The organism is Rhodococcus sp. NPDC003383 (assembly GCF_053589115.1).
Window position 1 is genome coordinate 1 of record NZ_JBSFRG010000051.1, and the last position, 19,858, is coordinate 19,858.

Annotated in this window: 18 protein-coding genes; 2 read left to right on the forward strand and 16 right to left on the reverse strand. The window is 66.6% G+C overall.

What is annotated here, in order from left to right:
- Nucleotides 1-99: 99 nt before the first annotated feature.
- The gene (locus ACWDTS_RS27355; protein ID WP_450119408.1) at nt 100-2,337 is read left to right on the forward strand and encodes a heavy metal translocating P-type ATPase; all 2,238 of its coding nucleotides are present in this window, start codon (nt 100-102) and stop codon (nt 2,335-2,337) included.
- 85 nt (nt 2,338-2,422) lie between these two features.
- Nucleotides 2,423-3,094: a GntR family transcriptional regulator gene (locus ACWDTS_RS27360; RefSeq protein WP_197253388.1), complete on the forward strand. Its 672-nt coding sequence runs from the start codon at nt 2,423-2,425 to the stop codon at nt 3,092-3,094.
- A gap of 42 nt (nt 3,095-3,136) precedes the next feature.
- Here the strand turns inward: ACWDTS_RS27360 and ACWDTS_RS27365 are convergent, their stop codons facing one another.
- The 16 genes from ACWDTS_RS27365 to ACWDTS_RS27440 all read right to left on the reverse strand — a co-directional run bounded on the left by ACWDTS_RS27365 (nt 3,137) and on the right by ACWDTS_RS27440 (nt 19,857).
- A complete protein-coding gene (locus ACWDTS_RS27365; RefSeq protein ID WP_450111538.1) occupies nt 3,137-3,844 on the reverse strand; it encodes an SDR family oxidoreductase in 708 nt (235 codons plus the stop codon).
- Nucleotides 3,841-4,479, reverse strand: coding sequence for a TetR/AcrR family transcriptional regulator (locus tag ACWDTS_RS27370; protein WP_450111537.1), 639 nt, complete (start codon nt 4,477-4,479; stop codon nt 3,841-3,843). The genes ACWDTS_RS27365 and ACWDTS_RS27370 overlap by 4 nt, the downstream gene beginning before the upstream one ends.
- A 39-nt stretch (nt 4,480-4,518) precedes the next feature.
- Complete coding sequence (locus ACWDTS_RS27375; protein ID WP_450119409.1) at nt 4,519-5,973, reverse strand: carboxylesterase family protein; 1,455 nt, start codon at nt 5,971-5,973, stop codon at nt 4,519-4,521.
- Nucleotides 5,970-7,937 carry a flavin-containing monooxygenase gene (locus ACWDTS_RS27380; protein ID WP_450119410.1) on the reverse strand — a complete coding sequence of 656 codons (1,968 nt, stop codon included), beginning with the start codon at nt 7,935-7,937 and terminating at the stop codon, nt 5,970-5,972. The genes ACWDTS_RS27375 and ACWDTS_RS27380 overlap by 4 nt, the downstream gene beginning before the upstream one ends.
- Nucleotides 7,934-9,577 carry an FAD-dependent monooxygenase gene (locus ACWDTS_RS27385; RefSeq protein ID WP_450119420.1) on the reverse strand — a complete coding sequence of 548 codons (1,644 nt, stop codon included), beginning with the start codon at nt 9,575-9,577 and terminating at the stop codon, nt 7,934-7,936. Before ACWDTS_RS27385 ends, ACWDTS_RS27380 begins: the two co-directional genes overlap by 4 nt.
- Nucleotides 9,578-9,582: 5 nt before the next feature.
- Complete coding sequence (locus tag ACWDTS_RS27390; protein ID WP_450119411.1) at nt 9,583-10,410, reverse strand: ABC transporter ATP-binding protein; 828 nt, start codon at nt 10,408-10,410, stop codon at nt 9,583-9,585.
- Nucleotides 10,403-11,173, reverse strand: a complete 771-nt coding sequence (locus ACWDTS_RS27395) for an ABC transporter permease (protein ID WP_450119412.1) — start codon at nt 11,171-11,173, stop codon at nt 10,403-10,405. The genes ACWDTS_RS27390 and ACWDTS_RS27395 overlap by 8 nt, the downstream gene beginning before the upstream one ends.
- On the reverse strand, nt 11,170-12,024 hold the full coding sequence (locus ACWDTS_RS27400) for an ABC transporter permease (protein ID WP_248673591.1): 855 nt from the start codon (nt 12,022-12,024) through the stop codon (nt 11,170-11,172). The genes ACWDTS_RS27395 and ACWDTS_RS27400 overlap by 4 nt, the downstream gene beginning before the upstream one ends.
- A gap of 67 nt (nt 12,025-12,091) precedes the next feature.
- Entirely contained in the window at nt 12,092-13,063 is a 972-nt protein-coding gene (locus ACWDTS_RS27405) for an ABC transporter substrate-binding protein (protein WP_197253403.1), read from the reverse strand.
- A 133-nt stretch (nt 13,064-13,196) separates the two neighbouring features.
- Complete coding sequence (gene mhpA / locus ACWDTS_RS27410) at nt 13,197-14,837, reverse strand: bifunctional 3-(3-hydroxy-phenyl)propionate/3-hydroxycinnamic acid hydroxylase MhpA (protein ID WP_450119413.1); 1,641 nt, start codon at nt 14,835-14,837, stop codon at nt 13,197-13,199.
- On the reverse strand, nt 14,834-15,568 hold the full coding sequence (locus ACWDTS_RS27415; protein WP_450119414.1) for an HpcH/HpaI aldolase family protein: 735 nt from the start codon (nt 15,566-15,568) through the stop codon (nt 14,834-14,836). The genes mhpA and ACWDTS_RS27415 overlap by 4 nt, the downstream gene beginning before the upstream one ends.
- On the reverse strand, nt 15,565-16,047 hold the full coding sequence (locus tag ACWDTS_RS27420) for a nuclear transport factor 2 family protein (protein ID WP_248673594.1): 483 nt from the start codon (nt 16,045-16,047) through the stop codon (nt 15,565-15,567). The genes ACWDTS_RS27415 and ACWDTS_RS27420 overlap by 4 nt, the downstream gene beginning before the upstream one ends.
- A gap of 4 nt (nt 16,048-16,051) precedes the next feature.
- A complete protein-coding gene (locus tag ACWDTS_RS27425) occupies nt 16,052-16,846 on the reverse strand; it encodes a 2-keto-4-pentenoate hydratase (protein ID WP_197253409.1) in 795 nt (264 codons plus the stop codon).
- Between the two features lie 3 nt (nt 16,847-16,849).
- Complete coding sequence (locus ACWDTS_RS27430) at nt 16,850-17,725, reverse strand: alpha/beta fold hydrolase (RefSeq protein ID WP_197253412.1); 876 nt, start codon at nt 17,723-17,725, stop codon at nt 16,850-16,852.
- 4 nt (nt 17,726-17,729) lie between these two features.
- Nucleotides 17,730-18,665 (reverse strand): 3-carboxyethylcatechol 2,3-dioxygenase, encoded by a 936-nt coding sequence (locus ACWDTS_RS27435; RefSeq protein WP_197253414.1) that lies wholly within the window; start codon nt 18,663-18,665, stop codon nt 17,730-17,732.
- Nucleotides 18,666-18,912: 247 nt separating this feature from the next.
- The gene (locus ACWDTS_RS27440; RefSeq protein WP_197253416.1) at nt 18,913-19,857 is read right to left on the reverse strand and encodes a 3-carboxyethylcatechol 2,3-dioxygenase; all 945 of its coding nucleotides are present in this window, start codon (nt 19,855-19,857) and stop codon (nt 18,913-18,915) included.
- Nucleotide 19,858 lies beyond the last annotated feature (1 nt).

Sequence of the window (19,858 nt, forward strand, 5' to 3'; positions counted from 1 at the left end):
GGCAGCAGAGCGATGAAAGCCATGTCCGACGTCCCTGGGTGGTTCGAAGCCTACGGCCGTCGCCCAGTTCGAACCCCCTGAAAGAAAGGTAAGGAGCCGATGACCACCGGCGACACCCTGCACGAGGTCGAGCTTTCGATCGGCGGCATGACGTGCGCCTCGTGCGCCGCCCGCATCGAGAAGAAGCTCAACCGGATGGACGGCGTCACCGCGACCGTCAACTACGCGACCGAAACCGCGAAGGTCAGCTACACCGGAGAGGTCGCCCCGGAGGACCTCGTCGCGACCGTCGAAGCCACCGGTTACAGCGCGACGTTGCCCCCTCCCCCGACGCCTGCCGGGACCGAGCCGGCCCCGGAAACCGCCGAGCCCGACGAGGCGGCGGCATGGCGGCAGCGGCTGATCGTGTCCGCGACCCTCACCGTCCCGGTCGTGCTGCTGTCGATGATTCCGGCGCTGCAGTTCGACAACTGGCAGTGGATCGCCCTGACGCTCGCCTCCCCGGTCGTGGTGTGGGGTGCGCTGCCGTTCCATCGCGCCGCATGGACCAACCTTCGTCACGGCGCGGCCACGATGGACACCCTCATCTCGGTCGGTGTGATCGCCGCCTACCTGTGGTCGCTGTGGGCCCTGCTGTTCACCCACGCCGGCATGCCCGGCATGCGGATGGCGTTCGATCTGTTCCCCTCCGGCGACGGCGACACGCACATCTATCTGGAGGTCGCGGCGGCGGTCACGACGTTCATCCTCGCCGGCCGGTACTTCGAGGCCCGCGCCAAGAGGCAGTCCGGCGCGGCGCTGCGGGCCCTGCTGGACATGGGCGCCAAGGACGTCGCCGTGCTGCGGAACGGCACCGAGACACGCATCCCGATCGGGCAGCTCGCGGTCGGCGACGTGTTCGTGGTGCGGCCCGGCGAAAAGGTCGCGACCGACGGTGTCGTCACCTCCGGCACCTCGGCGGTCGACGCCTCGATGCTCACGGGTGAATCCGTCCCGGTGGAGGTCGGTCCCGGCGACAGCGTCGTCGGCGCGACCGTCAACGCCGGTGGACGGCTCGAGGTCCGCGCGACCCGGGTCGGCGCGGACACCCAGCTCGCGCAGATGGCGCGGCTGGTCACCGAGGCACAGAACGGCAAGGCCGAGGTGCAGCGTCTCGCCGACCGGGTGTCGGCGGTGTTCGTCCCGATCGTGATCGGACTGTCCCTGCTCACCCTCGTCGGCTGGCTCCTGTTCACCGACGATCCCGTCTCCTCGGCCTTCACCGCAGCCGTCGCCGTGCTGATCATCGCGTGCCCGTGCGCGCTCGGCCTGGCCACGCCCACCGCGCTGCTCGTCGGCACCGGACGCGGCGCCCAGCTCGGCATCCTCATCAAGGGACCGCAGATCCTCGAATCGACGCGCCGCGTCGACACGGTCGTGCTCGACAAGACCGGGACCGTGACGAGCGGTCGCATGAGCGTCGACTCGGTGCACGTGGCCGACGGCGAATCCGAAACGGAGACACTGCATCTCGCCGGATCGCTCGAGCACGCGTCGGAGCACCCGATCGCGCGGGCCGTCGCGGAACGCGCCGGGACCCTCTCCGACGTCGAGAGCTTCGAGAACCACGGGGGCCGAGGCGTTTCCGGGTTCGTCGACGGCCACGCGGTGCTGGCCGGGCGGCTGTCCTGGCTGCGCGACGAATGGTCGCTGACGGCACCGGAGTCGCTGCGCCTGGCCGCCGACGAGGCCGAGACCGCGGGACGCACCCCGGTGTGGGTCGCGTGGGACGGGACGATCCGTGCCGTCGTGGTCGTCTCCGACACGATCAAGGAGACCTCGGCGGACGCGATCGCCGAGCTGCGGGCGCTGGGTCTGCATCCGGTGCTGCTCACCGGCGACAACCACCGCGCCGCCGAGTCGGTCGCCGCGCAGGTCGGCATCGACGACGTGATCGCGGAGGTTCTGCCGGGCGACAAGGTCGCCGTCGTCGAGCGGCTGCAGCGGGAGGGCCGGGTCGTCGCGATGGTCGGCGACGGCGTCAACGACGCGGCGGCGCTCGCGCAGGCGGACCTGGGCCTGGCCATGGGTACCGGTGCCGACGTTGCGATCGAGGCATCCGATCTGACGTTGGTACGCGGCAACCTCACGTCGGCGCCCGACGCGATCCGGCTCGCCCGCGCCACACTGGGCACCATCAAGGGAAACCTGTTCTGGGCGTTCGCCTACAACGTGGCGGCGTTGCCGCTGGCCGCGCTCGGGCTGCTGAATCCGCTGATCGCGGGAGCGGCGATGGCGTTCAGCTCGGTGTTCGTGGTGAGCAACAGCCTGCGGCTGCGCCGCTTCTCACCACGCTAGGCAGCGTTGAAGGTTCGATCACTGACGAGGCGACAGAAGTAAGACACGTGATAATATTTTCTGCTCGGTTCGGTATATTGTTCTCATGGCGCGTACAGACAAATGGGCTTCTCTCAGCACGCAAACACGGGAGGCTCTGCGCTCGGACCTCCTGAGCGGGAGGTGGGAACCCGGAAAGAGGCTGCAGGTCGGCGAGCTCTCCAAACTGTACGGCGCCAGTACTACCGTCATGCGCGAGGCTCTGACCAGGCTCGCCGGCGAGCAGCTCGTCTCCTTCGTTCCCAATCGCGGCTTCTTCGTCGCCCAGTTGACGCTGGACGAACTCCAGGATCTCACCGAACTGCGCTGCCGGATCGAGGGGTTCGGCGTCGCTCTCGCCATCGAGCGCGGGAGCCTGGCCTGGGAATCGGAGTTGATCGGCGCCCACCACAGGCTGGAGCGGACACCTCGCCGCAGGGCCGACGACCCTCACCACATCAGCCCCGAGTGGCTCGAAGCCCACCAGGACTTCCATGCAAAGATCTTGGAACCCTGCCGTATCTCGGCACTCATCGACCTTGCGGCAACCCTCGCCGACGCCACCGTTCTCTACCGCCAGTGGACGGCACCCTCACAGGCTGCAGAATCACGCGATATCGAAGCAGAGCACCGGGAGATCCTCGAGTCCGTACTTGCTCGGGACGCAGTAACCGCCGAGAAGCTGCTGCGCGAGCACTACGAGCTCACCACGAAGATCATCACGCAGTCGCTCGGCTGAGCCCGCGAGAGCAGCCGCCGGACACAGCCGCCCGGACGGACCTCAGACGCTGCGGGTGACCCCGCCGTCGACGCGAATGTTCTGTCCGGTGATGTAGCTCGCTTCCTCGCCGGCAAGGAAGCGCACGGCACGAGCGATCTCCTGCGCGCTGGCGGCCCTGCGCAGCGGGATGCGCTGGGTCCACTCGGGAGCGACCGCAGAGGGGTCGGCGACGGTCCACCCCGGTAGGACGTTGTTCATGCGGATACCCGAAGGGCCGTACTCGTCGGAGTAGAGCTTGGTGAACGAAGCGAGCCCGGCCCGGAATGTCGCAGAAACCGGGTACCGAGGGTTCGGTTCGAACGGCGAACTGGTGGAGATGTTCACGATGCTGCCGCCCCCGACCTCCAGGAAATGGGGGGTCACCACACGCGCCATCCGGACGACATTGAGCAGGTAGCCCTCCATACCGTCCTGCCAGTCGCTGTCCGTCAAATCGAGCACACCACCGGTGGCACCGTGCCCGGAATTGTTGACCACCGTGTCGATCCGGCCGAACTCCGACAAGGCCAGGTCGACGACGGCCCGAAGATCTTCCTCGGAGCGGTTCGTCCCGTCCAGCCCCACACCGCCGAGTTCCTCGGCGAGTTTGCGCCCACGTCCGGACGGCGACAGGATCGCCACCCGATATCCGTGTTCGTGCAACTCCGTGGCGACGGCAGCACCGATGCCGGAACCACCTCCGACCACAACGGCTGTCTTCTGCGTCATGAATTCCGTTCCTTGCTCAGTTGTTCGGCACGGCGCGCGATGAGCGCCTCGACTGCGGTTGCCGACAGGTCCGCGAATTCGGCGAAGTCGACGTCGTCTCCTGCGCACGCGGCGATATAGAAGCCGTCGGTCAGAGCACGGCCGAGCACGACCATCTTTCGGCCGAACTCCGGATCCTCGGCAAGTACCTCCGCCGGGATCAGCGGTTCGACCCGCCGCACCATGTGCTCGAACATCTCCTTGCGGACTTCGAGGTACTTCTTGCGCGCCAGATTGTCCTCGAGGCGGCGATCCAGTGCGAACATCAGGGCGAGGACCCAGAAAGCCTCGGCCTTGTTCTCCGGATCCGCCGATCCACCCGCCGACCCGGCGATGCTACGACGCAGCAGGTCGCGGTTCGTCGGACCTGTATGGTCCTTCTTCCAGATTTCGAAACAGAACTCGATGAGTTCCGCAAACAATTTCTCTTTGTTCTCGAAATGGTAGTAAATGGAACCGTTCGGCAGCCCGGAAAGCCTGGCCACCTCGGACATCGTGGTGCCCTCGTAACCCGCCGTCACAGCCAGGGACAACGCCGCATCGAGGATCGCCCGCTCGTTTTCCGGGGTCGACTGATGAACTCGACGCCTCGCCATCTCAACTCCTTTCACCGCGACGGGACCACAAAGTGATCCCTATCGCTTTCTACCAGTGCGGCCGACCGAACCTTCGGTCACCGCTGTGACAGTGAGGTCGCCGGGAGCGACCACACGGGCGCCGTCCTCCTCGACAGCGAGGAGTCGTGGGCTCTCCGGTCGCCACACCGGAGCAGTCCCGGAACCGTCACGCACGAACGGGACGATCGCGTCCCGGAACGCCGCCCGCACACACTCGAACGTGTCCCGATCGACACCTTCCATCATCGGCGCACCGCGCCAAGCATGGCGGTCGCCGAAGACGAACGGGAGCGTGAAGCAGTGCGGCGACAACGCCCGTTCCAGAGAGCTGCGAACATCGAGGCGCATCAGTCTCGTTGGGACTGCGGCACTTCGGGCGAGGTCGTACGCCACCGATCGGAACTGCCACAGTGTCGTGGCGAGCACCATCTGCTCGTATGCCGACTCCCGCTCGGCCGTGTGGTCGAGCACCGCCTCCGGAGCGCTGAACGAGCGCGCCACGAAGTCCTCCAGCTTCTCCCGAGAGAAGGACTCGGCAGGTTGTGTTCTGAGGAAGGCCGCGGTCTCCTCGGCGGTGGTGACCACCAGTAGCGCCGAGGTGTGCAGCCGAGCGGCACTCAGCTTCGGCTCCCCCAACCATCCGGGCATCCGCGGCCCGGCGGCCGGGGCGAAGGCGAATCCCGCACCGCGGTAGTTCAGCGCAGTGGTGCGCTGCGCGGCCAGGATCGACTCGACCGGAGCGGTGGCGAACCGTTCCGGTGCCAGTGCATCCTCGAATGCCGCGCGCCGCGCCTCGTGGTCGCACTCGGACAACGGGGCCAGGCGCGGCATGCTGAGTAGCAGCGTGCGGGCGAACATTCCTCCGGTCTGCGGCAGGACACTCAGCGCATGCGCATACCACGCGCCGGCGGAGTCCCCGGCAATGGTGATGTTGGCCGGATCGCCGCCGAACGCGGCGATGTTGTCCCGAACCCAACGCGCTGCCACCTCGAGATCCCGCAGCGGCTGCGCCGAGGCATCGGCGTCGCCCGAGCCACCGAGGTGGCCGAGCGCGCCGATCCTGTAGCCGACCGTGACGAGCACAATCCGTCCGCTGCGGACGAGGTCGTGCGCGTCGTACCAGCGCGACTCGCCGGAGCCCGTTGTGAATCCACCACCGTGAACGAACAACAGCACCGGAAGCCCGGTCGAGTCGGCAGGTGCCTGGATCCTCAGGGAGAAGGCATCCTCGTGCTGGGGCAGTTCACCGAGTGCCTGCCCGAGGATCCCATCGAGTATCCCGCCGGTCTGGGGAAAGGCGGAAGGCGGCGACTGCGCGATGGTCGGCGGTCCCAGCGCGGAACCACGGTCGGCTCGATCGAGCCGCGCGCCGTACCGCACACCTCGGGCGTCGACGACCCCTTCGACGACTTCGGCACGGACGACACCGGTGTCGACCGTGAACTCCCTCGAACCCGCACTCACGGAGGTCATGGCAGAAAGTCGTAGTCGTCCGGGTTCACGTGCTCGGTGATCTTCCAGTATTCGGCGTTGGTGTAGGGCCACACCTGTGAGACCCGGCCGACGCTGTTCTGGTACCAACTGCGCACGTAGGGCTGACCCCACGCCATCAGACGGTTCTCCCGGTCGACCCACTCCACGAAGCGGTCCAGGGCCTCGGGGGTGACGTCGAGAGCCTTGACGCCCCGGTCGAGGACCTCACGGATCGCCTCGAGCGAGTACTCCCCGGCGCGCTCGAGCATGAAGTGCAGGCTGCCGGCGACGACACCACCGATGTTCGGCCCGTACAGCATGAAGAAGTTCGGGTAGCCCGGCACGGTGATGCCGTTGTACGCGCGGGCGTCGCCCTTCCAGAATTCGTGGATCTCCACCCCGCCTCGACCGATCACCTCGACACCGTCGAGGTAGTCCGACGGCTTGAATCCGGTGGCGTAGACGATGAGGTCGACCTCGTGGTGCGTCCCGTCGGCGGTACGGATTCCGGTCTCGGTCAGCTCCACGATGGCGTGCGTCGACACCGTAGTGCTTTCGGCCATCAGCGCTTTCGCCCACACGCCGTTGTCGCGCAGCATCCGCTTCGCACCGGGCGGGTAGGACGGGACGGCGATCTCCAACAGGTCCGGTCGTCCCTCGAACTGCTCCGTCAGCCGCGCGATCAGTTCGTCGCGCACCTTCCGGTTCGTGGCGGAGACACTCAACGGCGCACCGGGCCAGTCCTTTTCGGCGCGGACGGTGTGGAATCGTCCGGGAATTCCCTGCGTGATGACCCACAGCCGGTACCACTGACCGTAGTAGGGGACCTTGCGCACCAGCCAGGCGAACGCCTCGGAATGGTTGTCGTGGTAGGTCGGGGCGGGCAGCATCCACGGGGCGCTGCGCTGGAAGACGGTCAGCGAAGCGACCTCTTCGTAGATGGCAGGCACGATCTGATAGGCACTGGCACCGGTACCGATGACCGCGACCCGCTTGCCACGCCAGTCGTAGGAGTCGTCCCACTCCTGCGAGTGCATGGTGACTCCGCGGAAGCGTTCGGCTCCGGGAAAGTCGGGGATGTTCGGGATGTCGAGCTGCCCGACCGCGCTGACGATCGCCTGGAACGTGCGGGTGCGTTCGGCGCCCTGCGCGTCCCGGGTCACCACGATCCACGCGCCGGCCTCGTCGTCCCAGCGTGAACTCACCAGTCGGGTGCCGAACTCGATCAGGTCGATGAGTCCGGCGCGCTCGGCGACCGTGTTCAGATAGTCGTCGATCTCCCCACCCTCGGCGAACTGGTGGGGCCAGTCGACCCGCTGCGCGAACGAGTAGGAATACCCGAAAGTCGGTGTGTCCAGGCGCACTCCGGGGTAGTGGTTCTTCTGCCAGGTGCCGCCCAGCCGATCGGCGGCGTCGATCATCGTGAAGGGCACACCGGCCTGACGGTAACGGTGTCCGGCGGCGATACCCGAGACACCCGCACCGACGATGAGCACCTCGAAGCGGCGCCCCTCGGCGACGTCCTCGAAGCGCCAGTCGGGAGCGGCACTCTTGTCCTCGGCCAGATCGAGTTCGTGCTTGAGCGAGTCGGACCAGTCGGCGTTGCCGCCGGTGAGGTAGCCCAGGACGTCGGTGACCGCGGTGTCGGAAAGCATGCCGACGCTGGTGATCCGCTCGTCGCGAAGGCGGCGCAGTCCGGTGAGGGCGAGCTCGCGGGCCTTGTCCTGCTGGGTTTCCGACATCCCCCCGTGCGGGTGCCCGATCGTGTCGACGGGCGTCAGCGGTGGGCGCAGGTCCTCGGTGAGGACGGCGGTGTCACCCGTAGCGGCGGCGATGGCCACCAGCAGCGAGGGAAGATCGGCCTTGTCGGCGATCTCCTGCAGGAACTCGTCGGATTCGGTGATCGGCTCGTACTCGTCGCGCCAGAACAGGTCGTCGTAGCGGTCGATACCAGAAGTGCTCATCTGTTCTCTTTCCTCCGGGAGCGGTCGACGCTGCGCGAGAGGTCGACGTAGGTCCGTAGTGCGGCGACGACCCGTGCCTCGTCGGCAGCGGTGAACACAGCCGCGACGTAGCGGTCCGGGCGAACGACGACGACATGGGGCACCCCGAGCGGGCGGGCCGGGTCGACGAACGCGCCGGTGAGGTCGGTCAGATCGGAGGGCCCTGCCTCCTGCGGGCCACGATGGTGGCCGCGTGGGAGAAGACGCACCCGTGGGACGCCGTTCCAGAACGGATCGCGCGCGACCTGCCCGGTCCCTGTGGGGCCGAGTTCGAGGATCGCCCATCCGGTTCCGAGATGCGCGTCGAGGGGCGAGGTGGTGCCCTCGGCGGTCTCGACCGTCGGCTGGCTCATGGCCTTGCCGACGGCTTCTGCGAAGCGGGAGTCCACTTCACGTGCCGGATCGACGGCGACGCCCTTGGAGTAGTCCGGCGGGGTGATGAACCGCATGGAGGACAGATAGGCGTGGACCGGCGGGAACAGTCGCGCCACGGAGAAGACGACGTCGCGGGCGGCGGCTGCGACGCCGCGGGCCATGACGATCGAGCCGGTGATGTGCGAGATGCGCACCATCTTCTTGGCATGGGTACGACGTTCGGACTCGTAGCTGTCGAGCAGACGGTCGGTGCCCACACCGTCGAGTGCGGCCCGCAGCTTCCAGGCCAGGTTCGACGCGTCGCGAAGACCGGCATTGAGTCCCTGGCCCGAGAACGGGGGCATGAGATGGCCGGCGTCACCGACGAGGAATGCGCGTCCGGCCCGGTAGGTCTTGGCGAGCCGGCGGTGGGCGACGTAGACGACTGCGCGGCGGATGTCCTCCGGGGTCACCTGTGGGTGGAACGGAAGGACCAGTTCGCGGATCTTGTCCGGGCGGGTGATCTCCTCGGCGTCGTCGCCGGGAAGCATCATGAATTCCAGACGCAGTCGTCCCTTGATGCCGGGGACGTAGACGTACGGCCGATCGCCGTTGCCGTGGAACTCGGCGTAAGGCTCCTTCTCGCGGGTGGTGTTCAGCAGGTCGACGACCACCCAGCGTTCTTCCTGGGTCGATCCGACCAGGGGCACACCGAGGGCATCGCGGGTGAAGCTTCGGCCACCGTCCGCGCCGGCCAGCCACGATCCGACGACGGTCGAGGTGACGCCGTCCTCGGAGCGGGTGGTCACCGTGACGGTCGTGCCGTCCTGGGTGATCGCGACCGCGCGCTGGCCCGTTCGGAAGTCGATGTCGGGATGTTCGACCGCCCTGTCCCACAGCAGCTGTTCGAGGACGGGTTGATCGAACTGCGACTTCGCGGGGTGTCCGGTACGGGAGGGAACGGGCTTGGACTGGGCGAGCAAGCGGTCGCCGAGACCGAAATAGCGTGCCCCGGTGTCCAGATAGGACTCCGCCTTGAGGTCGTCCGCCAAGCCCAGACGCTCGAGGATGCGGAAGGACTCGTCGGCGATGCTGATGGCGCGGGGCAGGTCCCCCGGGGCGGTCATCGGTTCGATCACCGAGACCCGGGCACCTTCGTCGGCGAGAAGCAGGGCGAGGGTGAGCCCCACGGGACCTCCGCCGACGACGACAACGTCTGCATCGATGTTGTTCTGCTGCATGTTCATCGCGGTCACAACACCGCAGCCTGTCGTGAGGTGACCATTCCGGTCTTGTTGGTCTTGGCGATCTGCACCTGCTCGTAGACATGGGCGCGCAGTTCGCTGAAGCGGGTGAGCGAGCGTGTGCCGAGCTGGCCCCGCTCGTCCGGCAGGTCGATCTTCACGTCGTCCTGGATCACCGTGGGCGAGCTCGACAACACCAGGACCCGCTCACCGAGGTAGACGGACTCCTCGATGTCGTGGGTGACGAAGAGGATGGTCATGTTGTGCCGCTTCCACACCGAGCGGACGAGGTCCTCGAGGTCGGCCCGGGTCTGCGCATCGACCGCGGCGAACGGTTCGTCCATGAGCAGGACGCTCGGGTGCGTGGCGACCGCGCGGGCGATGGCGACGCGCTGTTGCATGCCCCCGGACAACTGCCAGGGGTAGCTGTTGCGAGCCTGCTCGAGGCCGACCGAGTGCAAAGCTTCGTCGACACGCGCGCGACGCTCCGCCTTGGACAGCTTGGCGATCTTGAGCGGCAGTTCGATGTTGGCGGCCACCGTCATCCAGGGATAGAGGCTGCGACCGTACTCCTGGAACACCACGGCCATACCCCTGGCCGGCCCGTTGACGGGCCTGCCGTCGAGCACGACCGCACCCGAGGTCGGCGCCATGAGACCGGCGATGCACTTGAGCAGTGTGGTCTTGCCGCTTCCCGACGGGCCGACGAGGCAGGCGAATTCACCCTGGTGCAGGTCGAAGGTGAGGGACTTGACCGCTTCGAACTCTTTGCCGTCCCGGCTGTATACCTTCTTGACCTTGTCGACGCGGAGTCGAACGTCTTGGTGATCAGTCATTCGCACTTTCCTTCAATCCTTCGTACCAGCCGAGGACTCGGCCCTGGACGATCTGGAACAACACGGACAGCGCCACGCCGAGCAGCCCGAGCAACACGATGCCGCTCCACATCTCGGGGATGTCGATCCGATTCTGGAAGTTGATGATGGCGTAGCCGATTCCCTCTGTGGCCGCGAACATCTCGGAGACGACCATCAGGACGAGGCCGACCGCGAGGCTCTGGCGGATGCCGGCGAAGATCTGCGGTGCCGCGGCCGGGAGTACGAGATACCGCATCCGGTCGATGCCGGTGAGTCCGTAGACCCGGCCGGTGTCGCTCTGAACCTCGTCGATGGAGGCGACGCCCTTGATGGTGTTGAGGAGGATGGGCCACAGACATCCGAGGACGATGACGGTGACCTTCATGGCGTCGTTGATGCCGATCAGCAGGAGCAGGACCGGGATCATGATCGTCGACGGGACCGCGCGCAGGAACTCGAGCAGCGGGCTGAGCAGCCATCGCACCCAGTCGATCGAACCGATGGCGATACCGAGACCGACGCCGAGGACGATGGACAGCGCCAGGCCGACCAGCAGACGCGCGATACTGGGAAGAGCGTCCTGCGTGAATCCGTCGCCGAGCCACACGGTGCGGAACGCGGTGACGAGTTGGTCCGGGTCGGGAACGTAGAAGCTGCCACCACCCTGCGTGGCCGCCCACCACGCTGCGATCAGCACGATCGGCAGGCCGACGAAATATCCGAGACTCTTCAGTGTTTTCACGACTTCACACCTCCACGCACCGAGGCGTGCCAGAAGAGAACCTTGCGTTCGATCGTTCCCATCAGCCAGTTGACGAGCATGCCGAGCACGCCGCTGGTGACGATGAGGGCGAACATCGCCGGCGCGTCGTCGTTGATCTGTGCGAGTGCGACGTCCTGGCCGAGACCCGGGGTGCCGATGATCAGCTCGACGCCGACGGACAGGATCAGCGCGACCGTGGCGGCCAGGCGTATGCCGGTCATGAGGAAGGGAAGCAGGGTCGGGAAGAGCAGGTAGCGGACCCTCTGCCAGAAGTTCATCTGCAGGGTCAGGGCGGTGTCCGTGGCGACCTTGTCGACGTCGGCCACGCCGTAGAGCACCTGGACCAGCACGATCCAGAAGCAGGCGTAGACGACGATCAGAAGCTCGGCGCTGAGGGCAGGTCCGTACAGGAGCGCGGCCAGCGGGATGAGCGCGACCGCGGGGATGGGCCGAAGGAACTCGATGGTCGAGTGGGTCGCCCGCCTGAGGAACGTACTGGAGCCGATGATCACGCCGACCACGATGGCGGCGACGCTGGAGACCACCAGACCGATCAGCCAGGCACGCAGTGTGTAGCCGACCGAGGTCCAGAAATCGGGATCGGACAGGTTCTCGACGAATTCCGCGAACACCACCGTCGGGGGTGGCAGATAGTGCGAACCGACCGGTCCGATGGCAGAGAACACCTGCCAGATCAGGAGAAAGCCCAGACTGCCGGCCACGCCGAGGAGAAGCGGCTTGTACGGGGCGACTGCACTGGGTGTTCGGGAACTGTCCCGTTGCGGCGGAACCGCCACGGGCTTCTCCAGTTCTCGTTGTGCCACGCTCATGGCAGGCAACCTTTCGAGTGTTGCGGAGGCATGGGGTGGGTCGGGCCTCGCGGCCCGACCCACGCGGTCAGTGGTTCCAGACGACGTTCTCGCCGGGCTCCTTGTTCATGACGTTGTACTTCACCAGCAGGGTGCTGAACTGGTCGATCGCGTCGGCGTCCAACTTCGCATCCCATTGGATGAACTCGGTCTTCGCAGCGACCTCGGGGGCGGTGCCGATCACCTTCGGCAACAGGGCGCGGACGTCGTCCTGATGTGCTTCGGCGTAGGTGAGAGTTTCGTCGAGGGCTTCCGTAAACCGTTCGACCAGATCGGGTTTGGTGTCGATGAGCTTCCTGCCGGCCACCATGACCAGCTCGGCGCCATCGAGGCCCGCCGCCGGGATGAAGTCGCTGACGACGGCGCCACCGTTGTTCAGGATCTGCCCGATGAACGGCGGTCCGGCCATTCCGGCATCGATCTGCCCGCTCTCGAGCTGCGCGGCGACCTGGTCGAACCCGAGCTGGACGAAGGTGATCGACTCGGGATCGCCGCCGTCCTTCGCGACCGCTTCCTTGATGCCGATCTCGCCGATGCTCCCGAGGGCATTGATCGCGACCCGCTTACCTTCGAGGTCCTTCGCCGACTTGATATCCGAGCCCGAGCCGACGAGCACGGCGACGGAGTCACCCAGGGTGCCGGGGCGGTTCTTGGCGTAGCCGGACACGATCGGCACGTCGAGGCCCTTGCTGCTCGCGACCAGCGGCGTGGTCGGGCTGGCCAGGATGAAGTCGAGGCTCCCGGAATTCACGGCCGGCAACTGCGCAGCACTCGACTGGCCCATGACGAGTTCGATCTCGATTCCCTGCTCGGCGAAAAAGCCCTGGTCGATGCCGATCTGGAAGGCACCCACCGCCGACGAGGGGAAAAGCCCCACCTTCACGATGTCGAGACCGCTGTCCGATTTCGATGCGGCGCCGTCGTTCGATCCGTTGGAGCACGCGGTCAACGCAAGTGCCAACGCCGCGCTTCCGGCGAGCACAGACAAGGTCCGCTTCATGAATTCCTTCTTCCCTGAATCCGGCTGTTCCGGAATCCGACTGTTCCGGGCGATCTTGATGGGTCGTGCAGATGTGACGCCCGCAACATCGACTATGTCACAGATTTAATATTGGTCAAGCCTTATTGCATTTTCACTGAGGAATGCATTCTGCTGGCCGCAGCCGGGCAGCGGAAAACACCGACTCCAAGGTCGAGTCGAGATCCTGAGCGAGACATTCGGCCGCGATGACATGGTCCGGTCGCACAACCACCGCCGAGAACGGCCGCTGATGGAACCAGGACTTGAGCACGCCCGACGGATCGCCCACTACGTGCACACCGTCCCCGGCGTTCTCCGTTGCCCACGGAAGCTGGGAGGCAGGTACCAGATGCACCAGGCGTGCGCCGAGCGACTCCAGTCGCTCCAGGTTCTCCTTGTCGACGAGCTGCCGTGGATCGTTGTTCCACACGAAGATTCGCCAGCCGGACCCCGTCACATCGTCGAGCAGCCGATCGGTCGCGGCCGTCGTGCACACCCGCGGCTGCGGGAACAACGTACCGACAGCCGACTTGAAGTCCTCCGCAACGGGTACCGACTTCAACCGGGGCACCCGCGCCGGCACCACGACGCCGCGCTCGTAACGCGGCATGGGCTTGAAGCCCTGCCCGGAGACATACGCCTTCAGTCGCGGCAACCGGTCGACGACCACTGCTGCGGCATCACGTGCCGCAGAACGCAGTTTGCTGCGGTTGGTGACCAGGTTGGCCATGCCGACCGACAGGTCGACCATCGCCTTCACATGGTCGCGACGCTCCTCCGCGTAGGTGTCGAGCAACGCATCGTCGGCTTGGCCCTTCACCACCGCAGCCAGCTTCCAGCCGAGATTCATCGCGTCACGAATGCACGAATTCCATCCCTGCCCGGCGACCACCGGCATGACGTGGGCGGCATCGCCGGCCAGGAGGATCGGTCCTTCCCGGAACCGGGACGCCAACCGCGCGTGATGGGTGTAGACACGTCGACGGATGATGTTCAGCCGCTTCGGGTCGGGCACGTGATCGGCGAGGAGACCGTAGATGAACTCGTCCGATTCGACGAGCTCCTCCCCCTCGTCGTCGAGCATCATGAACTCCCAGCGCCGAATCCCGTGCGGGAGGCTCAAAGTGGCGTAGCCACGCGTAGGGTCACCGCCGAACACCGCGTGCGGCGTGCCGATCGGGTCGTCGGCGACGTCGATCACGAGACCGCGTTGCTTGCGGGTCTCGCCTTCGAACTCGATGCCGAGACGGGTCCGGGTGAAGGACCGGCCGCCCTCGCACCCGATGACGTAGCGCGCCGTGATCTGCGAGGTCACCTCCCCCGACTTGACGGTGACCGTCGCTTCGTCGTCGGTGTAGGTGAGGTCGATCGCTTCGGTGCCGAGCCGGACGTCGACCGTCTCGAAACGCTCCAAGCCCGCCAACAGGACCTGGTCCACCAGCGGCTGAACGAAGCCGTTGCGCCGCGGCCATCCGAATTCACGTGTCGTGGGGTTGATCTCGGCGATGACCTTCATCTCGCCGTTGACGATCCGGACCTGCTGGTCGGGGACCGTGTGCGGCAGCACCTTGTCCACGAGGCCGATCGACTGCATGACCCGCAGGGCCTCGTCGTCGATACCGACCGCCCGCGGATAGTCGATGAGCTCGTCGAGTGCCTCGATCAGCACCGTGCGCACACCGTGCTGGCCGAGCAGGTTCGCGAGCGTGAGACCGGTGGGGCCCGCGCCGATGATCAGGACGTCCGTGTTCACGATTCACTCCTCAGGGATGCGATGTTCTGGCGTGCCTGGGCCCCGACCATGACAAGGTCGATCCCGAGCCCCACGTAATCGATCAGCTCGGCACGAGCCAGAGCGACTGCGTAAGTGGGGGAACCGGCGTAGATTCCGCAGGTTCGTCCGTATGCTCGTGCGACCTTTGCGATCTCGACGATCGCGTCGTACACCGGACCGTCCGCCCAGTCGGCCCCGCCTCCGAGACCGAAGGACACGGCCAGATCCGCCGGTCCGATGTAGACGGACCCGACACCGTCCACCGAGAGGATCTCCTCGGCGGCGTCGAGGCCACGGCGCGTCTCGATCTGCACGATGCACTCGACCGCGTCGTTCCCGGCCTCGGTGTAGCTGCTGCCGGAATACAGCTGGGGGCGGCTGGGCCCCAGGCTGCGGCGACCCAGCGGCGGATACTTGGTCGCCGCCACGAGTGCTCTTGCCTCATCGGCACTTTCGACGGTCGGAGCGATGATGCCGCGCGCGCCGCTGTCCATCAGGCGACCGATCGGACCGGAGTCGATGCTCGCCACGCGCACGTACCGGTATCGGACGTCGCGCGGGATCGCCCGAAGCATCGTGCAGGCGGTCTCCAACCCGACTTCACCGTGCTGCAGGTCGATGACAACCCCGTCGTACCCGTTGAACAAGCCGCTTTCGACGATGCTCAACGACGGCGTGGCGACGTGGAGGAGGGCGGGGATGCTCGTCACTTGTCGGCCTCGGCCAGCCGACGAGCGTGCGCCGCTGCGTTCTCGCCGCCGAAGACCGGAACGATCTCCCGGCGGCGAATGCGCCATTCCCCGTCCACCTGGACGTACTCCTCGCGGAACTCGCCGACGCTGGCGGGGCGCAGCGGATCGTCCTGCGTGCTGCGGAACGTCGTGTAGTAGGTCGTGCCCGTGAGGACTCCGTCCTTCCAGGCGAGTCGGGTGCCGCCCGAGAAGTGGCGGACCGTTCCCGCGTCCTGGGTGACCCGGCGTTCCCCCCACGCCTTGATGGCGTCGCGGCCGTTCATGGTGCCGAGCGGCCCGACCGAGACCGCATCCTCGGCATACAGGGTGTAGAGCCGGTCGGCGTGACCGTGGTCGAGCAGCCAATGATGCTCCGCCACCAATTGTTCGATGGCGACGCGAATCTCGGTGGTGACGGCGGGTGTGGACCCGGAAGTGTTCTCGGTGTTCTCGGTCATCGGTTCATGCCTTCGAATCGAGGGTTGCGCGCACGCAACCCAGTCCGGTGATGGTGGCGGTGCATTCGACGTCGGCCGGCCAGGGCTCGATGTATCCGATCGAACCCGAGAGCAGGATCTCGCCGGCCCGCAACGGATGCCCGATCCGCAGTGCCGTCTCGGCGAGCCATTGCACCGCCTTGATCGGGTGGCCGAGCACGTTGCTTCCGATGCCCCGGGTGATCTCGTCACCGGTCGCGGTGGTGATCGACATCTCGACACCGGTGAGATCGACCTCGCCGTAGGCGTGTCGTTCCTCGCCGAGGACGACCCCGTCGCACCCTGCGTTGTCGGCAATGGTGTCGACGATCTTCCCGACATTGCCGGCAAAGCGGAAATCGACGAGTTCGAATGCGGGAGTGATGTATTCGATCGCGTCCTCGATCGCATCGGGGTCGGCAACGAGGATGTCCTTCGCCAGGACGAAGGCGACCTCGGCCTCGATGCGCAGGAAGTTGTGCGCGGACGCGGGGATCACGACGCCCGAGGAGTGGACCATGTCGTCGTGGATGATGCCGTAGTCGGGTTCGAAGACCCCGACCCGCTTCTGCACGAGCGGGTTCGTCAGACCGACCTTACGGCCGACACGACGCACACCGAGTTCGGCCTCCCGCCGGGCCGCGACGAGCTCGGAGATGCTGTACGCCGCATCGAGATCACGCTCGGGCAGCCGCGGACTGACGAAGTCCATGGTGGTGACGTCGCGGCGGGCGCGATAGAGCTCGTCGGCGATCTGTTCGATGACGCTGGTCTCTGTCATGGTTCAGCCTTTTCGTGCGAGGAAGTCGAGGACGGTGGCGTTGAAGGTTTCGGGGTCCTCCCACTGCGGCCAGTGCGCCGCATTCTCGATGAGCAGGAACTGGCCGTCCGGAATCGACTCGGCGAGTTCCTTTCCCACCTCGGGTCCGCCGCTGGGCTCGTGGTCGGTCCATACCAGCAATGCAGGTACGGGGATCGCCGCGAAGTCCTCGTCGGTGACCCGGTTGCGGTAGCGGGTCTCCGGCTGACGCAGCACCGCGATGTGGTGCATGGCGTCGCCGAAGCCGTCGCGGGAGTACACCGCCTGCCGGATGTGGACCAGTTCGTCGGTGATCTTGCCGGGGTCGTGGATGACGACCTGCAGCCGCTTCTTGACGTTGTCGTAGGTCGGTTCGGTGACGGCCTGGCGGCTGACCGACTGGGCACGGTCGACCCGCTCGGCGGTCGTGACGCGACCGCCCGGGGCACTGAGGATCACCGTCCGCACCCGATCGGGGTGGTGGCCGGCGAACTTGATCGCGATCCAGCCGCCGAGGGACTCGCCGCACAGGTGCGCGCGGTCCAGGCCGAGCACGTCGAGCAGGGCGAGCAGGTGTTCCTCGTATTCGGGGATCTCGAGGTCGTGGTCGGTCAGGGTGGTGAAGCCGTGACCGGGATAGTCGTATCCCACCACCCGGTACTTCGAGGCCAGAGCACGGATGTTCTGGGTGAAGGCCTCGATGTGGCCGGTGGTTCCGTTGAGCAGGACCACGGTCTGCTCGTCGGGTCCGCCGGGGCCGTCGACGGTGAGTACGCGGGTGCGCCAGCCGTTCACCTCGAGATATTCGAGGCGGTGCGGCAGGTCGGCGACGGCTTCCCAGAAGGTCTTGAACTCGTACATGTCCTCACGCTCCGATCGCGGCCTGGATACCGAAGCCGGCGCCCCAGGTCTCCACGGCCCAGTAGTGGTCGACGGTGAGCCGGTAGGGGCCGGCGGTGGACAGGGCGGCGTACGCCGCGATCCAGCTGCGCATCTCGTGGGCCGCGCTGCCCCCTTCGGCGACGAACCGGTCGTTGTCCCAACCGTCGACGGCGGACAGCTCACCGGAGCGGAAGGTGTTCAGCACCAGCGCGTCCCAGGCTTCGTTGAGCGGTGCGCTCGAGGCCTTGCCGTCGGCGATGGCCTGGATACCCTTCACGATCGCCTGTTCGCGGGCGGCGCGCTCCTCCCGACTGGGGGCGTACTCGACGAGGCGCCGGCGCACCGGTTCCGGGGCGTCGTCCCAGCGCGGGACGGGCGGGTTGTGCGAGATGCCGCCGGAGGCCACCAGCAGAACTCGCTTGTCGAGCTGCTGCGCCGCCCGGCCCACGGCCTCCCCGAACAACCGGACACGCTGCATCGGCGTGAGCGGGAATCCGAGAGCGTTGACGAAGATCGGAACGATGGGCCGGCTCAAGGGGTGGCCGTAGATGAATTCGAGCGGTTGCAGGATGCCGTGGTCCACCGTCATCCGCTCGGACCGGCCGATGTCGATTCCCTGTTCGAGGACCAGTGCGTGCAGGGTTCGGGCGATGTCCCCGTCGACGGGCACCGGGCCTGCTGTGGTGCCGTAGTCACCGACACCGACGGCCTCGGCTCCGATCGCCCAGGGGGTAATCAGCGAGTACAGCTGACCGTTGAAGTGATCGGGGCCCAGTGCGACGACCACCTCGGGGTCGAAGCTCTCGACGAAGGAGCGCACTTCACCGATTGCGGCCTCGATTTCCGCCATCGTCGTGCCTCCCGGGTCGACATTGCCGAATGACGGCGCATGGGACAGGGCGGCGACTGCCAAAGGCATGACAGGAGTTCCTTTCATAGGGCACCCGCACGTGGGCAGGATCGAGGACGGGAAAAGACTCTAGTCTCTAGAGTCGTCACTCTAGAGACTAGAGTCACATGACCGCAACCACACTTCGCCCCAATTAGTGACTCCGGCTATTCGCCGGGCGCGATGGGCATGAAGAGAGCCACCCCGGTATGGACAGATCTGCCCGTACCGGGGTGGCTGGAGAGGCAACACATTGTGCCGCCCAGAAGATCGGAGCTCAGGAACCGACCGGATCGGTCAGCATGATGCCGAAACCGGCACCCCATTCGTGGACCGGCCAGTACCAGCGGCCTGCGACCGTCGGGGTGTCGACGGCGTTGACCGCCGCGAAGGCGGCGACCCACGCACGGATCTCGTGCGCCGATCCCCCACCCTCACGCGCCATCCAGTCGGTGGCCCATCCGTCGACCGCGTCGAGACGACCCTCGGCGAAGGTGTCCATGACGAGCCGGTCGAACTCCTCGTTGAGGGGCTGCTGACCGGTGCCGGTGCGCACGTGCTCGCGCGCGGCCTCGATGACCCGGCGCTGCCGTTCCTCCCGCTGCTCGGGGGTGTAGTGACGACCGTCGATCAGACGCTCACGCAGCTGCTCCGGCGCCCCCTCGAGCTTCGGGACCGGCGGATCGTGCGACAGACCTCCGGATCCGACGATCAGCACCCGCTTGTTCCAGCGGGCGGCCTCGCGGCCGATCGCCTCACCGAACCTGCGCACGCGGCGCATCGGCACCAGCGGCAGACCGACCGCGTTGACGAACACCGGCACGATGGGACGCTCGTAGTCCACGCCGTAGAGCATCTCGAGCGTCTGCGTCATGCCGTGGTCGACATACAGCCGCTCGGACTGGGCGACGTCGATCTCCTCGTCGAACACCGCCTGCACGAGCCGGGCGGCATGCTCCCGGTCGACCGGCAACGCGCGTTGCTGCGTGCTCCAGTCCCCGACGCCGATGGCCTCGGAGCCGATGCAGAACGGCGGCATCATGTCGTAGAAGACACCGTTGAAATGATCGGGTCCGAAGACGATCGTGATCTCGGGATCGAAGTCCTCGATCGCCTTCCGAATCTCGTCCGTCGCCGCATCGATCTCACCCAGCACGCCACCGGCGGGCTCGATCTCGCCGATGAGCGGCGAGTGCGACATCGTGCAGACCGCGATGGCCATC

Excerpts from the sequence above, each read along its gene's own strand:
- ACWDTS_RS27420 (WP_248673594.1), bottom strand. The coding sequence starts at position 16,047 with ATGACCGAGAACACCGAGAACACTTCCGGGTCCACACCCGCCGTCACC.
- ACWDTS_RS27360 (WP_197253388.1), top strand. The coding sequence starts at position 2,423 with ATGGCGCGTACAGACAAATGGGCTTCTCTCAGCACGCAAACACGGGAG.
- ACWDTS_RS27370 (WP_450111537.1), bottom strand. The coding sequence starts at position 4,479 with ATGGCGAGGCGTCGAGTTCATCAGTCGACCCCGGAAAACGAGCGGGCG.
- ACWDTS_RS27435 (WP_197253414.1), bottom strand. The coding sequence starts at position 18,665 with ATGCCTTTGGCAGTCGCCGCCCTGTCCCATGCGCCGTCATTCGGCAAT.
- ACWDTS_RS27430 (WP_197253412.1), bottom strand. The coding sequence starts at position 17,725 with ATGTACGAGTTCAAGACCTTCTGGGAAGCCGTCGCCGACCTGCCGCAC.
- ACWDTS_RS27425 (WP_197253409.1), bottom strand. The coding sequence starts at position 16,846 with ATGACAGAGACCAGCGTCATCGAACAGATCGCCGACGAGCTCTATCGC.
- ACWDTS_RS27365 (WP_450111538.1), bottom strand. The coding sequence starts at position 3,844 with ATGACGCAGAAGACAGCCGTTGTGGTCGGAGGTGGTTCCGGCATCGGT.
- ACWDTS_RS27375 (WP_450119409.1), bottom strand. The coding sequence starts at position 5,973 with ATGACCTCCGTGAGTGCGGGTTCGAGGGAGTTCACGGTCGACACCGGT.
- ACWDTS_RS27405 (WP_197253403.1), bottom strand. The coding sequence starts at position 13,063 with ATGAAGCGGACCTTGTCTGTGCTCGCCGGAAGCGCGGCGTTGGCACTT.
- ACWDTS_RS27400 (WP_248673591.1), bottom strand. The coding sequence starts at position 12,024 with ATGAGCGTGGCACAACGAGAACTGGAGAAGCCCGTGGCGGTTCCGCCG.
- ACWDTS_RS27440 (WP_197253416.1), bottom strand. The coding sequence starts at position 19,857 with ATGGCCATCGCGGTCTGCACGATGTCGCACTCGCCGCTCATCGGCGAG.
- ACWDTS_RS27380 (WP_450119410.1), bottom strand. The coding sequence starts at position 7,937 with ATGAGCACTTCTGGTATCGACCGCTACGACGACCTGTTCTGGCGCGAC.
- ACWDTS_RS27390 (WP_450119411.1), bottom strand. The coding sequence starts at position 10,410 with ATGACTGATCACCAAGACGTTCGACTCCGCGTCGACAAGGTCAAGAAG.
- ACWDTS_RS27355 (WP_450119408.1), top strand. The coding sequence starts at position 100 with ATGACCACCGGCGACACCCTGCACGAGGTCGAGCTTTCGATCGGCGGC.
- ACWDTS_RS27385 (WP_450119420.1), bottom strand. The coding sequence starts at position 9,577 with ATGAACATGCAGCAGAACAACATCGATGCAGACGTTGTCGTCGTCGGC.